At 72.9% G+C, this 15186-nt stretch carries 13 protein-coding genes; 9 read left to right on the plus strand and 4 right to left on the minus strand.

Annotated elements, in window-relative coordinates:
• The first annotated feature begins 53 nt into the window (after positions 1 to 53).
• On the plus strand, positions 54 to 821 hold the full coding sequence (locus LQK89_RS13815; RefSeq protein WP_231049453.1) for an SDR family NAD(P)-dependent oxidoreductase: 768 nt from the start codon (positions 54 to 56) through the stop codon (positions 819 to 821).
• 87 nt (positions 822 to 908) lie between these two features.
• On the opposite strand, the gene LQK89_RS13820 is transcribed toward LQK89_RS13815, so the two are convergent.
• Both LQK89_RS13820 and LQK89_RS13825 read right to left on the minus strand, forming a co-directional pair.
• Complete coding sequence (locus tag LQK89_RS13820; protein WP_331000552.1) at positions 909 to 1589, minus strand: response regulator; 681 nt, start codon at positions 1587 to 1589, stop codon at positions 909 to 911.
• Positions 1586 to 3232, minus strand: a complete 1647-nt coding sequence (locus LQK89_RS13825) for a sensor histidine kinase (RefSeq protein WP_231049454.1) — start codon at positions 3230 to 3232, stop codon at positions 1586 to 1588. Before LQK89_RS13825 ends, LQK89_RS13820 begins: the two co-directional genes overlap by 4 nt.
• Positions 3233 to 3421: 189 nt before the next feature.
• On the opposite strand from LQK89_RS13825, the gene LQK89_RS13830 reads away from it, so the two are divergent.
• The 5 genes from LQK89_RS13830 to LQK89_RS13850 are packed head-to-tail and all read left to right on the plus strand — an operon-like array spanning position 3422 to position 9737.
• A complete protein-coding gene (locus LQK89_RS13830; RefSeq protein ID WP_231049455.1) occupies positions 3422 to 4858 on the plus strand; it encodes a cation:dicarboxylate symporter family transporter in 1437 nt (478 codons plus the stop codon).
• Positions 4859 to 4883: 25 nt separating this feature from the next.
• The gene (locus tag LQK89_RS13835) at positions 4884 to 6755 is read left to right on the plus strand and encodes a phosphoenolpyruvate carboxykinase (GTP) (RefSeq protein WP_231049456.1); all 1872 of its coding nucleotides are present in this window, start codon (positions 4884 to 4886) and stop codon (positions 6753 to 6755) included.
• Positions 6755 to 8380, plus strand: coding sequence for a glyceraldehyde-3-phosphate dehydrogenase (locus tag LQK89_RS13840; protein WP_231049457.1), 1626 nt, complete (start codon positions 6755 to 6757; stop codon positions 8378 to 8380). The genes LQK89_RS13835 and LQK89_RS13840 overlap by 1 nt, the downstream gene beginning before the upstream one ends.
• Positions 8290 to 8994, plus strand: a complete 705-nt coding sequence (locus tag LQK89_RS13845) for an HAD family hydrolase (protein ID WP_231049458.1) — start codon at positions 8290 to 8292, stop codon at positions 8992 to 8994. Before LQK89_RS13840 ends, LQK89_RS13845 begins: the two co-directional genes overlap by 91 nt.
• Complete coding sequence (locus LQK89_RS13850; protein ID WP_231049459.1) at positions 8991 to 9737, plus strand: ABC transporter permease; 747 nt, start codon at positions 8991 to 8993, stop codon at positions 9735 to 9737. Before LQK89_RS13845 ends, LQK89_RS13850 begins: the two co-directional genes overlap by 4 nt.
• Before the next feature lie 36 nt (positions 9738 to 9773).
• On the opposite strand, the gene LQK89_RS13855 is transcribed toward LQK89_RS13850, so the two are convergent.
• Entirely contained in the window at positions 9774 to 10115 is a 342-nt protein-coding gene (locus LQK89_RS13855) for a ribonuclease E inhibitor RraB (protein ID WP_175325639.1), read from the minus strand.
• Between the two features lie 99 nt (positions 10116 to 10214).
• Between LQK89_RS13855 and LQK89_RS13860 the strand changes: the two genes are divergently transcribed.
• The 3 genes from LQK89_RS13860 to LQK89_RS13870 all read left to right on the plus strand — a co-directional run bounded on the left by LQK89_RS13860 (position 10215) and on the right by LQK89_RS13870 (position 12965).
• Positions 10215 to 10652, plus strand: coding sequence for a hypothetical protein (locus LQK89_RS13860; protein WP_231049460.1), 438 nt, complete (start codon positions 10215 to 10217; stop codon positions 10650 to 10652).
• 132 nt (positions 10653 to 10784) lie between these two features.
• Complete coding sequence (locus LQK89_RS13865) at positions 10785 to 12317, plus strand: tyrosine-protein phosphatase (protein ID WP_231049461.1); 1533 nt, start codon at positions 10785 to 10787, stop codon at positions 12315 to 12317.
• Between the two features lie 33 nt (positions 12318 to 12350).
• Positions 12351 to 12965, plus strand: a complete 615-nt coding sequence (locus LQK89_RS13870) for a class F sortase (RefSeq protein ID WP_231049462.1) — start codon at positions 12351 to 12353, stop codon at positions 12963 to 12965.
• 78 nt (positions 12966 to 13043) lie between these two features.
• Here the strand turns inward: LQK89_RS13870 and LQK89_RS13875 are convergent, their stop codons facing one another.
• Entirely contained in the window at positions 13044 to 15143 is a 2100-nt protein-coding gene (locus LQK89_RS13875) for a beta-galactosidase (RefSeq protein ID WP_231049463.1), read from the minus strand.
• Positions 15144 to 15186 lie beyond the last annotated feature (43 nt).

Consider the following 15186-nt stretch of genomic DNA (forward strand, 5'->3'; position numbering starts at 1 on the left):
ACTCCGGAGCACCGTGGGCGACACACCCGACCCCCGCCCCACCAGGAGGACCCATGCTGCTCGAGGGCAAGACCATCGTCGTCACCGGCGGCAACAGCGGCATCGGCGAGCAGATCTGCCTCGCCGCCGCAGCCGAGGGCGCGAACATCGTCATCGACTACGTCGCCCACCCCGAGGAGACCGAGTCCCTGATCGACCGCATCGAGCACGCGGGCGGCCACGCGGTCGGCGTCGACGCGGACATCACCCGCGCCGACGGCCTGCACCGGATGGTCCAGAAGGCCGTCGACGCCTTCGGCTCGCTCGACGTCCTCGTGAACAACGCCGGGATCGAGGACCGCAAGTCGCTGCTCGAGGAGACCGAGGACGGCTACGACAAGGTCATGGCCGTGAACATGAAGAGTGCGTTCTTCGGCACCCAGGCGGCCGCGAAGCAGTTCATCGCGCAGGGCCACGGCGGCCTCGTCCTGAACATCTCGAGCGTCCACGAGGACTGGCCGATGCCCGGCAACCTGGCGTACTGCGTCGCCAAGGGCGGCATGCGCATGCTCGCCCGGAGCGGCGGCGTCGAACTCGGCCCGCACGGCGTCCGGATCGTGAACATCGCCCCCGGCGCCGTCGACACCCCGATCAACACGGCGACGACGTCCGACCCCGACAAGCTGCGGAAGCTCGACGACGCCATCCCGCTCGGTCGACCCGCGAAGCCGCACGAGATCGCCGAGGTGGTCGTCTTCCTCGCCTCCGGCAAGGCCGCCTACATGACGAGCACCACCGTCACGATCGACGGCGGCATCTCGCAGGGCAGCGTCGGTCTGTAGACGGGACCGCACGACGGACGGGAGGATCGTGGCGGCGCCGCCACGATCCTCCCGTCCGTCCCGTGGCGCGTCAGCGCCGGTGTCGGGTCAGCGCAACCAGCGGTACTCGTACTCGGGCCGACCCGGCCCGCTGTGCCGCACGTCCTTGTCGACCTGGCCGGCGGCGATCAGGTGCTCGAGGTACCGCCGCGCGGTGACGCGCGAGGTCCCCGTGGCCTGCGCGACCTCGGTGGCGGACGCGCCTCCGTCCGCGCCGATCAGCACGGACCGGACCGTCTCGAGCGTCTCCGGGGCGATGCCCTTCTCAGACTCGGCCGGCGCAGCCGGTCGCAGTGTCCCGAGCCGCGCGTCGATGTCCGCCTGCGTGAGCGACCGCCGGTCCTCGAAGCCCCGGCGGTACTCCCGGTACGTCGTGAGCCGGTCCGCGAAGGTGCGGAAGCTGAACGGCTTGACGAGGTACTGCACGATCCCGAGCGCGATCGCGTTCCGCACGCCCCGGACGTCGTTCGCGGCGGTCACGGCGATGACGTCGACGGCGGATCCGGCGGTGCGCAGCGCGCGGACGAGCTGGAGTCCGTGCGCGTCGGGCAGGTTGAAGTCGAGCAGCACCAGGTCCGGCTTCTCCGCAGCGACCGCGGCGAGCATCTCCCGACCGGTGGCGGCGGACGCGACGACGGTGAAGCCGTCGACGCGGCCGACGTACGCGGCGTGGGCCTCGGCGGTGAACGGCTCGTCCTCGACGATCAGGACGCGGATCACGTCCGTCACGCGGGCACCTGCCGTGGCTCGACGTCGACCACGAAGGTGCTGCCGGTCGGGCCGGTGTCGACGGTCATCGTCCCGCCGATGTCGGCGAGCGCGGAGCGGACGAGGTCGAGTCCGAGGCCGCGCCCCTCCGGCCCGGACGGCTTCGTCGACCAGCCCCGCTCGGCGGCCGCGGCGACGTCGGCGATCCCGGGGCCGTTGTCCGCGACGACGATCCGGGTGCGTCCGTCGTCCTGCGTCGTGACGGTGACGGCAACCCGCGGCCCACCCGGACCGCCGGGGTGCTCGGCCACCGCGTCGACGGCGTTGTCGACGAGGTTCCCGAGCACCGTGATGACGTCGCTCGCCGGCGCGGCCACCGGAGCGTGCAGGCCGTCGGTGTCGGCCACGAGCACGACCCCGCGCTCGTGGGCCTGCGCGCGCTTGGCGTGCAGGACGGCGGCCAGCACCTCCGGGGTCACGACCAGGGGGCCGTCGTCGTCGGCGTGCCATGCCGGATCAGGTGCTTGCACCGCCTGCCGGTCGACCTGGTGCCGGTCGATCTCGTCGGACGCGAACCGGATCGCCTCGTCGACCCGCCCGAGCTCCAGCAGGGCCACGACGGTGTGCAGCCGGTTCGCGAACTCGTGCGTCTGCGACCGGAGCGCCCCGGTGAGCGTCCGGGTCGCCGCGAGCTCGCCGGACAGGTGCAGCAGCTCGGTCTGGTCGCGGATCGTCGCGACCGTGCCGATCGGCTTCGCGGAGCCCCGCGGGAACGCCAGCTCCTGGTTCACGACGAGCACCCGGTCCGCGGTCACGTGGGTCTCGTCGACGGCGCGGTCCCCCGACGCCAGCAGCGTGCGGAGTCCGTCCGGGACGTCGAGCGCGGCGAGCGGGAACGGCTCCTGACGCTCGGCGGGCGGGGGCAGGTGCAGGAGCTCGGCGGCGCGGTCGTTGTGCAGGACGACGGCCCCGCTCCGGTCGATCACGACGAGTCCCTCGTGCACCGAGTGGAGCACGCCCTCGTACGAGGCGAAGACCCGCGCGAGCTCCTCGGGCCCGCGGCCGGCGGTCACCCGGCCGAGGTACCGGCTGAGCAGCCACGAGAACATCGCGGACACGGCCACCACGGCCATGGCAAGCACCACGACGGACCCGAGCCGCGGGACGAGCGCGGTGGAGATGTTCGCGACGGTGACGCCCGCGGCGACGAGCCCGACGACCTTCCCGTCCTGGTCGGTGATCGGCGTGACGGCCCGGACGGAGGGGCCGAGCGTCCCGGCGAACGTCTCCGTGAAGGTCTGCCCGTCCAGCGCCGGCGCGATCGTCCCGCGGAACGGCCGACCGATCTCGGCACGGTCCGGGTGCGTCCACCTGGTGCGGTCCGGCGCCATGATCGTGATGAAGTCCGTGTGCGTGCGGCGCATCAGGTCGAGCGCGTAGGGCTCGAGCCGCGCCGAGGGATCGGCGGTGGCCGCCTGCTCGACCACGAAGGGGTTCCGGGCGATCGACACGGCGAGCGCGGTGCTCTTCTCGGCGGCGTCGGCCTGCAGGTCCGACCGAGCCGAGGCCCAGCTCCACGCGCCGCCCACCGCGACGCCGACCACGACGAACAGCAGCTGCAGCGCGAAGAGCCGTCTGGCGATGCTCCACCGTCTCGGTGCCACGGTCCGACCCTCCTCGCCTCGTCGCGGGACCACCATTCTGCGACACCGCACGGCGGTGTGGGGGGCATCCGTGAACGCAATGAACGCAAGTCACGCCCGGCCCACGGTCCGCGGCAGGGTGGGCCCGTCCCCCCGGGGAACGAGCCGACCGAGGTGACGACGCCCCGGTCCTGACGACAAGGAAGTCTCATGGCATCGACGCACTCGTCCACCGCACGCCCCGTCCGGCGGCGCGGGCTGGACCGTTCGCACTGGCTCTACATCGCGGTCATCGTGGCCGTGCTCGCCGGCATCGTGGTCGGGCTCACCGCCCCGACGTTCGCGGTCGGCCTCAAGCCCATCGGGGACGGCTTCATCGCCCTCATCAAGATGATGATCGCCCCCGTCATCTTCTGCACGATCGTCCTCGGCGTCGGCTCGATCGCCAAGGCGGCGACGGTCGGCAAGGTCGGTGGGCTCGCGCTCGGGTACTTCATCGCGATGTCCACGTTCGCCCTCGCGATCGGCCTCGTGGTCGGCAACCTGATCCACCCCGGCGACCACCTCGACATGTCCACCGCGAAGTACGACCCGCCGTCGGGCTCGACAGAGGACGCGTCGTCGACGTCCGGGTTCCTGCTCGGGATCATCCCCGCGACCCTGGTGTCGTCGCTCACGAGCGGCAGCATCCTGCAGACGCTCTTCGTCGCCCTGCTCGTCGGCTTCGCGCTCCAGGCGATGGGCGAGAAGGGTGCGCCGATCCTGACCGGCATCCGGCACCTGCAGGCCCTGGTGTTCCGCATCCTCGCGATGGTGATGTGGGTCGCCCCGGTCGGCGCCTTCGGAGCGATCGCGGCGGTCGTCGGTGCCACCGGTGTCGCGGCGCTCGTCGCCCTCGGCACGCTCATGGTCGCCTTCTACATCACCTGCATCGTCTTCGTCGTCGGGGTGCTCGGGCTCCTGCTCCGGCTCGTCACCGGCGTCAACATCTTCCGGCTCATGAAGTACCTCGGCCGCGAGTACCTGCTCATCGTGTCGACGTCCTCGAGCGAGGTCAGCCTGCCCCGCCTCATCGCCAAGATGGAGCACCTCGGCGTCTCGAAGCCCGTCGTCGGCGTCACCGTGCCGACCGGCTACTCGTTCAACCTCGACGGCACGGCCATCTACCTGACGATGTCGTCGCTGTTCATCGCGAACGCCCTCGGGACCCCGCTGAACATCCCGGAGCAGATCTCGCTCTTGGTCTTCATGATCATCGCTTCGAAGGGCGCGGCGGGCGTCACCGGCGCCGGCCTCGCGACCCTCGCCGGCGGTCTCCAGGCGCACCGTCCCGACCTGGTGAACGGCGTCGGGCTGATCGTCGGCATCGACCGGTTCATGTCCGAGGCCCGCGCCCTGACGAACTTCACCGGCAACGCCGTCGCGACCGTCCTGGTCGGCACCTGGACGCGCCAGATCGACAAGGAGCAGGTCGAGCGGGTGCTGTCCGGTGCCGCGCCGTTCGACGAGCGGACGATGTCCGCCGACGAGCACGGCGCACCGGCCGCGTCGGCGTCGGCGTCGGCGGCGGACCAGCAGGAGCGCATCTCGACCGAGGCCGTCCGCACCATCGTCCAGCCCGAGCGCCAGGCCGCCACCCGCCGGTAGTCCCCCCGACACGAGGAGATCGACGATGATCACGAACCCCAACCACACGACGCCCGCCCCCGCCACCGTCCCCGGCTCACCCCGTGTCGCCCTGGAGGCGTGGGTCGCCCGGGTCGCGTCCCTCACCTGCCCCGACGCCGTCGTCTGGTGCGACGGGTCACCGGACGAGACCGCTCGCCTCACGCAGCAGCTCGTCGACGAGGGCAAGCTGATCGCCCTCGACCCGGAGCGCCGACCGAACAGCTACCTCGCCCGCTCGGCGCCCGACGACGTCGCACGGGTCGAGGGTCGGACCTTCACGTGCTCCCGCACCCCGGAGGACGCCGGCCCGACCAACCTCTGGCGGGACCCGGACGCCATGCGTGCGGAGCTGGACGGTCTGTTCGCCGGGAGCATGCGCGGCCGGACGATGTACGTCGTGCCGTTCTCGATGGGTCCGGTGGGCGGTCCCATCTCGCAGCTCGGGGTCGAGGTCACCGACTCGGCGTACGTCGTGCTCAGCATGGGCAAGACCACGCGCCTCGGGCCGGAGGTGCTCCGCGCGATCGGGGCCGGCGTGCCGTGGGTCGCGACCGTGCACAGCGTCGGGATGCCCCTGCGCGACGCGGCCGGCACCGAGCGGTCGGACGTGGCGTGGCCCTGCGCCGAGACGAAGTACATCGTGCAGTTCCCCGAGACGCGGGAGGTCTGGTCGTACGGCTCGGGCTACGGCGGCAACGCGCTGCTCGCGAAGAAGTGCTTCGCGCTCCGGATCGCGTCGGTGATGGGCCGCGACGAGGGCTGGCTCGCCGAGCACATGCTCCTCATCCGGTTGACCTCGCCGGAGGGCCGGGCGTTCCACGTCGCAGCGGCGTTCCCGTCGGCCTGCGGCAAGACGAACCTCGCGATGCTCCAGCCCGCGCTGCCCGGGTGGTCCGTCGAGACCATCGGCGACGACATCGCCTGGCTGCGGCCGGGTTCCGACGGCCGGCTCCACGCGATCAACCCCGAGGCGGGACTGTTCGGCGTCGCACCCGGTACCGGCGCCGACACGAACCCGGTCGCCGTCGAGACGATCGCCGCCGACACGATCTTCACGAACGTCGCCCTGACCGACGACGGCGACGTCTGGTGGGAGGGTCTGACGCCGGAGCCGCCCGCGCACCTCGTCGACTGGACGGGTGCGGACTGGACCCCGGCCAGCGGGACCCCGGCCGCGCACCCGAACGCCCGGTTCACCGTCGCGCTCGACCGCTGCCCGTCGCTCGCGGTCGACGTCGAGACGAGCGTGCCGATCGACGCCGTCGTGTTCGGCGGCCGACGCTCGACGAACGTGCCGCTCGTGGCCCAGGCACCGACGTGGGCCGAGGGCGTGTTCATGGGCGCGACCGTGTCGTCCGAGCGCACCGCCGCGGCCGAGGGGACGGTCGGCGAGCTCCGCCGCGACCCGTTCGCGATGCTGCCGTTCTGCGGCTACGACATGGCCGAGCACTGGTCGCACTGGCTCGACATCGGCGAGCATCTCGGCGCCGGTGCCCCCGCGGTCTTCCAGGTGAACTGGTTCCGCAAGGACCAGGACGGCAGCTTCCTGTGGCCGGGCTTCCGCGAGAACGCCCGCGTGCTGGAGTGGATCGCCCGCCGGGTCGAGGGCGCCGTCCCCGCGGTCGAGAGCCCGGTCGGCCTGCTCCCCGACGTCGCGGACCTCGACGTGCAGGGGCTCGCGATCTCGGACGCCCAGCTCGACGCCCTGTTCGCCGTCGACCCGGACTCGTGGCTCGAGGAGTGCCGCCGCACCGAGGAGTTCCTCGACGAGTTCGACGGCCGCTCCCCCGCGGTCTTCACCGCCGTCCTCGACGAGCGGCGGGCAGCCCTGCACGCCGCCGCGGCCGCCCGTGCCCGCACCCCACAGGTCGCCTGATGGCCAACCCGCCCAGCGCGACGCCCTCCGCGGCGGACCGCGCACGACTGCAGCGCGCCTGGACCGACAAGCTCGCCGCCGCCGAGGCGATGGTCCCCCTCATCGGACGCCTGTACCGCCGGGACGACATCGTCACCTCGGTGTACGGCCGGCCCCTCGTCGGCGAGTCCCCGATCGGGATCGTCAAGGCTCACCGCTCCACGCGCCGGGTCGACGAGACCGAGCTCCCCGTGACCGAGAGCCTGGCGATCCTCACCGAGCTCGACGCCATGACCCTGTCCTCGGCGTCCGTCGACCTCGCCGACCTCGCCGCCCGCCACCGTGCCGACCCGCTCGGCACGCCGCTCCGCGAGTTCCTCGATGACGAACTCTTCCTCGCCCGCGGCGCCGCACCGCACGACGGCCCCGACGGTCCCCGCCCCGCCCCGCGCGACGTCGTCCTGTACGGCTTCGGGCGTATCGGCCGGATGCTCGCCCGGATCCTGCTCGAACGCGCCGGCGAGCACGCGCCCCTCGCGCTCCGCGCCGTCGTCGTCCGTCGCCGTGGTCCCGACGACCTGGTCAAGCGCGCGAGCCTGCTCCGCCGCGACTCGATCCACGGCCCGTTCGCCGGCACCGTCACGGTGGACCCCGAGCACGACACGATCACCGCGAACGGCACGCTGATCCAGTTCCTCTCGGCGGACGCCCCGAGCGCGGTCGACTACCGCGCCCACGGCATCGAGGACGCGATCGTCGTCGACACCACCGGCCGCTGGCGGGACGCCGAGGGCCTCGAGCAGCACCTGCTCGCCCCCGGAGCCGCCCGGGTGCTCCTCACCGCCCCGGGCACGGGCGGCGTGCCGAACGTCGTGCACGGCATCAACCACGACCAGGTCGGTGACGCCCCGGTCGTCAGCGCGGCCTCGTGCACGACGAACGCGATCGTCCCCGTCCTCAAGGCGGTGTCCGACGCGTACGGCGTCGTGCACGGCCACGTCGAGACCGTGCACTCGGCGACGAACGACCAGAACCTCGTCGACAACTACCACCCCGCCGACCGGCGCGGTCGGGCGGCGGGATTGAACATGGTCATCACCGCCACCGGTGCGGCGCGCGCCGCCGAGAAGGCCCTGCCCGAGCTGCGGGGTCGACTCACCGGCAACGCCGTCCGCGTCCCGACGCCGAACGTGTCGCTCGCGGTCCTGCACCTGACCCTCGCCCGGCCCGTCACGCGCGACGCCCTGAACGGGCTGCTCCGCGACGCGTCGCTCACCTCGTCGCTCCGCCGCCAGATCGACTACGTCGAGTCCCCCGAGGTCGTCTCGACGGACTTTCTCGGCAGCCGCCGCGCGGGCGTCGTCGACGGGCTCGCGACGATCGCGGACGGCTCCGAGCACGTGGTCCTGTACGTCTGGTACGACAACGAGTCCGGCTACAGCCGGCAGGTCCACCGGATCCTGCAGGAGATGGCGGGTGGCCGTCCGACGGCACTCCCCGCCACCCCGGCCGGGAGGCGCGCAGCAGCCCGCCTCGCCGGCGGTAGCCTGCAGACGTGCGGCACCTCCGAGCGGTCCTGTTCGACCTCGACGGGACGCTCTTCGACCATCGAGGCGCGTCCAGGCGCGGTGCAGCGGAGTTCCTGACGAGCCTCGCGCTGCGTCCCAGCGAGTCGGCGCTGCGACGGTGGGCAGCTGCCGAGGACGAGCACTTCGAACGGTGGCGGTCGGGCGAGATCGGGTTCGCCGAGCAGCGCCGGGAGCGCCTCCGCACGGTGCTCCCGGCTTTGGGACACCCGCTCGACCTCGACGACGTCGCGGTGCTCGACGAGCTGTTCGCGGACTACCTCCGGCGGTACCGGGCTGCGTGGCGAGCGTTCCCCGAGAGCCGTGACCTGCTCGACGATCTCCGGTCCCGCGGATACCGTCTGGGGCTCCTGACCAACGGCGACGCGGAACAACAGCTCGACAAGCTCGCACGGACCGGGCTCGGCGATGCGTTCGACGTCGTCCACGCGTCGGGGCGGACGGGGCTGCAGAAGCCGGACGAGCGGGCCTTCACCGGCATCGCGCACGCACTCGGGGTCGCCCCGTCCGCGTGCCTGTTCGTCGGTGACGACCCCGAGCGAGACGTCGCCGGGGCCCGTCGAGCCGGGATGCGTGGGCTGCTCGTGGACCGCGAGACCACCCGGCCGGACGCCGTGCGTGTGGCCGTCCTCCGCGCCCTGGAGCCGGGCAGCCCCGTACTGTTCGAGGCGTGACCGAACCGTTGCTGCACACGCTCGTCGGCGTGCTGCTGCTCGTCGCAGTCGCCACGGCCGTCCTGCTCGCGACCCGGGCCGAGGCCCCGTGGGCACCCGCGATCGCGATCCTGCGCGGCGCAGCGCAGCTCGCGGTGATCAGCCTCGTGCTGTCCGGGATCATCCGCTCACCCGTCCTGATCGCCGTCGCGCTCGTGGTGATGTTCTCCGTCGCGGTGGTCACGGCTGCCCGACGGCTCGGAACACTGCGCGAGTCCGCGCTCCCGGTCGCGGTGTCGATGGCCCTCGGCATCGTCGTCACGGGTGCGGTGGTGTTCGGCACCGGGGCGATCGAGCTGAGCCCGCGGTACGCGCTGGCCGTCGGCGGGATCGTGATCGGCAACGCGATGACCATCGCGACGATCAGCGGACGCCGGTTCCGCGAGTTGCTCGTCGACCAGTGGGACACCGTCGAGGGATGGCTCGCGCTCGGCGCTCCCCCGCGTCGAGCGACCGAGGCGCTGGTGCGCCGTGCCGTCAGCGCGGCCCTCGTCCCCACGGTCGACCAGACGAAGACGACGGGGCTGGTGACCCTGCCGGGCGCCTTCGTCGGGGCAGTGTTCGGCGGGCTCTCCCCGCTCGAGGCCGGCCGCTTCCAGATCGTCGTGCTCGCCGCGATCGCGACCGCGGGCGCCTGCACCGCGGTGTGCCTGACGCGGTGGCTCGCCCCGGTGACCGTGCGCCCGACGGACGAGCGTCGCTGACGCACCACGATCCTCCAGGCCGGTGCGGCCCCGGGCTCACGCTCCCGGCAACTCCACCTCGCCGCCCCACCCGTCGTACGTGCCGCCGTTCCGTTCGACGACCTCGAACACCTCCGTCACGAACCGGACCGGCTCGTCCCCGTCGAGTCGTTCGGACTTGTGCGCCTCGATCGTCGAACTGAAGAGCTTCGCGCGGACGTCCACCGTGTAGCCCAGCGCACGCAGTGCCTCGGCAGCCGACGCCGCAGCGCCCTTCGAACGGAAGAGCGCGACGTGGTCGACGATGCGCGGCACCTCGAGCCGGTCGCCCATCTGCCGACGCGCATCGAGCTGCTGTCCGGTGTCGGCGAGCGTGACGGCGAGCGAGGATCGGGCCATGCCTGCAGGGTAGCGGCCGGGTCGGCCCCGTGGACGATCCGCGACCGACGTGCGACCCTGGTGCCGAGGCACGCCGTCGTGTCGGCCGAGGGGGACACCATGACGACATCCGAGCGCACACACGGAGGACTCCGCCTGCAGCGCCCGTCCCGGATCGCCGCACGGCTCGGTACCGGGGTCCTCGTCGGCCTCGTCAGCGAGTACCTGATCGCGGTGATCGCCACGGCCCCGCTCGGCGGCGACTCGACGACGAACCCACTGGTGCTCGCGGGACTCGCCGTCGTCGGCGTCGCGGCCGTGGTCGTCGGTACCCACTGGCCGACGATCGGCGCCACCGCCGGGGTCGTCGTGCTCCTCGTCACCGTGTTCGCGGTCACGCAGCGGATCTCCTGGACGACCGGGACCACGCAGTGGTGGAGCCCGACGGACGCCGTCGGGTACGCGGCGGTCAGCGCGTACCCCGCTCTCGTCGGCGCGGTGCTCGTGGCGGCGTCGGTCGTGCCCGGGCGTCAGCGCCGCACGACACCGGACCTGTGACCCACCTCACCTCCCGGTAACCCCACCGCCCCGACCCGTTCACGGACGGGACCGGCGACGTCGGCACGCTGCTCCGCGGGTCGCCCGGACGACCGGGTGACCGACATCCCTGCCCCGTCCCCGAGGAGACCCGTGTCCCGCCGTCCCGCCCGCTCGTCCGCGTTCCTCCGCGCGAGTTCCACCGCCGTCGCCGCTGCCGCCGTCCTCGGCGCAGTCGCCTTCCCGTCCGCCGCCGCCCACGCCGACGCCGGCGCCCAGCCGGCCCTGACTGCGCAGGACCACGCGATCACCGACGTCCCCGGGATGGTGAACGGCCGCGAGCTCGGCGCCTTCACGGGTCTCGGCGGGCAGCGGGTGGACGCCTCCCGCCTCATCCGCTCGGAGTCGCTCGACAAGATCACGGCCGCCGGCGCGCAGACGCTCGCGAGCAAGTACCACGTCGACCTCGTCATCGACCTGCGCACGCCGACCCAGGTGGCCGCGAAGCCGGACGTCGCCATCCCGGGCGCGAAGGACGTCGACATCTCGATGTTCGGCGCCGACGGCAACTACAGCGACGACACCGCGATGTACCACGACCTCGTCGACAAGGGCTACGTCGACGCCTCGGACCGCGGACCGATGATCAGCGCCTACGCGCAGGTCCTGCAGATCCTCGCGACCCACACCAGCGGCACCGTGCTCATCCACTGCTCGCACGGCATGGACCGCACGGGCACCGTGGTCGACCTGCTCGACCGCGTCCTCGGCGTCGACAGCGCGGACATCCTGCACGACTACCTCCTCTCGAACACGCAGCTCGGTGTGACGTGGGCGACGCCCGCGCTGCTGCAGGGCACCTTCGAGAGCGACATCGCGACCAAGTACGCCGGTATGGACTCCTACCTGTCGAAGACGATCGGCGTGACACCGGCCGAGGCGGCAGCCCTGCGGAGTCGCTTCCTCGTCTCGAACGACGCCTCCGCGTCGGCGATCACCGTCGACGGTGTCACCGTCCCGCTCGCCGCCGCGTCCTCCCCCGGGGGCGCGACCGTCACCGCTCCGGTCGCGACGCTCACGAGTGGCGACGTGCACGTCACGACGACGAACGCGGCAGCCCGCTCGACCGTCGACGTGCAGGGCGACACCGCCGTCGTCACGGTCACGGCCGAGGACGGCACCACCACCGGGACCTACCGGGTGACCGTCGCCCGCCCGACGCTGACGCTCGCGGCGCACGGCACGCTCACGCCCGGGTCGACCGTCACCGTCGACGCCGGTGGCATGACGCCCGGCGCCGTGTACGAGGTCGTCGTGCACTCGACGCCGCAGGTCCTCGGCCACGTGACCGCGGCCCAGGACGGCACCGTCCGCGCCTCGGTGACGCTGCCCGCCGACCTCGCGCCCGGCGCACACACGCTGTTCCTCGCCGACGCAGCGGGCGACGCGGTCAGCGACCCGCTCGCCCTCACCGTCGCCGCCACCACCACGGCGTCGACCACGACGGTTTCGACGTCGACCGGCGCGACGACCACGGCAGCGGTCGGGCCGTCGGTCGCGACGGGCGGCACGGTCGTCGGCGGTCGGGACGACGCCCCGTGGCTGGCCCTCGGCGGTCTCGGCGCCCTCGTCCTCGGCGGCCTCGGCGCGTTCCGGCTCCGCGCGCGCCTCCGGACGGGGCGCTGAGTGCCGAGCACAGCGCAGCGACGGCGGTGGGGCGTGGGCCTCACCGCCGTCGCGGCGGCCGCGGCGGCCGCGATGATCGCCGTCGCGGGCGTCGAGCTCCTCACGCCGCAACCGCGCGGTGCCGGCACGACGACGAGCGTCGACCTCGCCGGCAACGCCGTGCAGCTCGACGGTCCGCCGCCGCCGGCAGCGGCCTCGGCGACGCCGTCCGGGCACGGCCGGTTCGTGGTGCCCTCGGTCGGGCTCGACGTCCCGCTCGGGGCGTTGGACGTCGCCGACGGGGTCATCGAACCGCCCGGGTCCACGTCCGCGTACTGGGTCCGCAACCTCGGCGTCGAGCCGTCCTCGGCTGCACGCGGCACGGTCTTCGTCGCGATGCACTCCCTGCGCGGCGGGGGCGTCGGTCCGGGCAACGGGCTGATCGACGTCGCCGACGGTCGGGCCCGGGTCGCCGCCGGTGCCGCGATCACGGTCGACGACGTCACCTACCGCGTGACGCGGACCGAGACCGTCCGGAAGGGCGACATCGCCGCGGACGCGCCGGTCTGGGCGGACACTCCGGACCGCCTCGTCGTCGTCACCTGCCTGCAGCGGCCGGACGGTCGACCCTCGGTCGACAACCTGGTGATCGAGGCGACGCGCGTCTGAGGCGGCACGCGACCGCAGACCGGACGGGAGGCGCGGTGCCAGCTGGCACCGCGCCTCCCGTCCGTCCCGTGGTCGCGTCTACCGGACGGCCACCACCCGCACGTCCCAGGCCCCGAGCGACAGCTCGGACCCCGCCGCGAGCGCCCCGCCGTCGAGGACGTCCTGGGCGTCGACCGGCACGGTGAAGGTACTCGGCGTCCACGACCAGTTGTGCACGACGTGCACGGTCTCCCCGCGCTGGTTCACCGCGCTCGCGACCGACTGCGTGTCGGTCTGCGGCCGCCACGCGGTCGCCCCGTTCCCCTGCGCGACCGCCCAGTCCACGACGGCGGCGGCGAGCGCCGGGTCCGGCACCGTGCCGACGTACGTGACCCGCCCGGCGCCGTGGGCCCGCGTCGTGACGGCGGCGAAGCGGCCGTGGTGCGGGTGGTCGTAGCCGGCGAGGACGTCGGCGTCGTCCACGAGCAGCCCGTCCGCCCACCGTGTCGCGGTGGCACCGGTCGGCACCGCGAAGCCGAGGGCGTCGGCTGCGGCTCCGGCGGTCACCGGGATGCGGTGCCCGAGATTGCTGAACTCGTCGTAGTGCACGCCCGCGGCGGTGTCGAGGAACGCGGGCTTGCGCTCGAGCCGTGCGCGGGCCTCGTGGTCCTCGTAGCCGGTGCGGATGCCGACGACCAGGTGCCCGCCGGCCTCGGCGTACGCGGCCAGCCACCGCAGCTGCGCGTCGGTCGCGATCGTGAACGCGGCGGCGACGAGGACCGGACGCTCCCGGGCGAAGGACGCGGGGTCCCGGTCGAACACCTGCGACGGGTGCACCGTGTTCGCCTGCAGCCCGGCGTCGAACACGCCCCGGGCGAAGGCGTCGTACACGGTCTGCCACGAACGGCGGTCGGGCTCCGGTCCGTCGCCGAGGGCCGGGTGCTCGTTCAGCGCCCACTTCGACTCGTTCGAGAACAGCAGGGCGACGTCGGCGTGCGGCCGGAGCCCGGCGACCCGGTCCCCCGCGTGCCGGAGCTCCGCACCGATTCGGGCGATCTCCTCGTACGTGCGGCCGGGCTGCTGCGAGTGCGGGAGCACGCCACCCCAGTAGGTCTCGACCCCGAAGTGGAGCGTGTGCCAGTGCCAGTACTCGATCATCGACGCGCCGCGGGACACCAGCGCCCATGCCGCCTGACGCCACTGCCCCTCGTACGCGGGCTCGTTCGTCCACGAGAAGCCGATCGCCTGCGCGTTCGTCTCGGTGACCAGGAACGGCGCCTGCTTCGAGCCGTACATCCGGTCGCCGGTCGCGACGATCGTCCACGCACCCGACGACGTCCAGTACTGCGGCGCCTCGTCGGTGTTCGGCAGCGCGAGGGCGTCCTGCATCCGGTAGTAGGGGTTCCCGGCGGTGACGTCGAGGGCACGGGTCAGGGCGTCGTCCTCGACGGTGGGGCGCTCGTACGAGATGCACGTCGTGACGAACTGGTCCTCGCGGGCGTACTCGCGGACGATCGACGCCTGCCAGCCGATGAAGTCGGTCGTCAGGGAGGCCTGGAACCGCCGCCAGGCCAGGTCGTACTGGGGCTGGACGTTGCCGTCGGGGGTCCACAGGTCCGCCCAGGTGGACAGACGGTGCGACCAGTAGGTCAGGCCCCACTCCTCGTTGAGGCGTTCGACCGTGCCGTAGGTGTGGCGCAGGTGGTCGATGAAGCGTTGGAACACCTCGGGGTTCGCGATCAGCTCGTTGCCCGGCTCGTTGTCGACCTGGTACCCGATCACCGCCGGGTGGTCGGCGTACCGGGCCACGATCTTCCGGATCACGCGCTCGGCGTGGAACAGGAACGCCGGGTGGGCGTGGTCGATCTCCTGCCGGGCGCCCCAGCCCATCGCCTCGCCGCCGGTCCGGCGGCGGACGTTGATCTCCGGCACGATCCGCGCGAGCCACATCGGCACCGCGTACGTCGGCGTGCCGAGGACCACCCGGATGCCGTGCTCGTGCGCGGCGTCGAGCACGGGTGCGAGCCACTCCAGGTCGAACCGGCCGTTCTCCGGCTCCCAGGTGCTCCAGACGGACTCGCCGACGCGGACGACCGAGAAGCCGGCCTCCTGCATGAGGCGCATGTCCTCGTCGAGCCGGGGGGTGGGCTGGTACTCGTGGTAGTACGCGGCGCCGAAGAGGACGCGGTCGTGCTGCATGGTGCGGGGTGCTCCGTTCGAAGGGGGTCGGTGGTCGGGGGCG

Origin of the sequence: Curtobacterium sp. C1 (assembly GCF_021049325.1) — a bacterium.
Taxonomy (GTDB): domain Bacteria; phylum Actinomycetota; class Actinomycetes; order Actinomycetales; family Microbacteriaceae; genus Curtobacterium; species Curtobacterium citreum.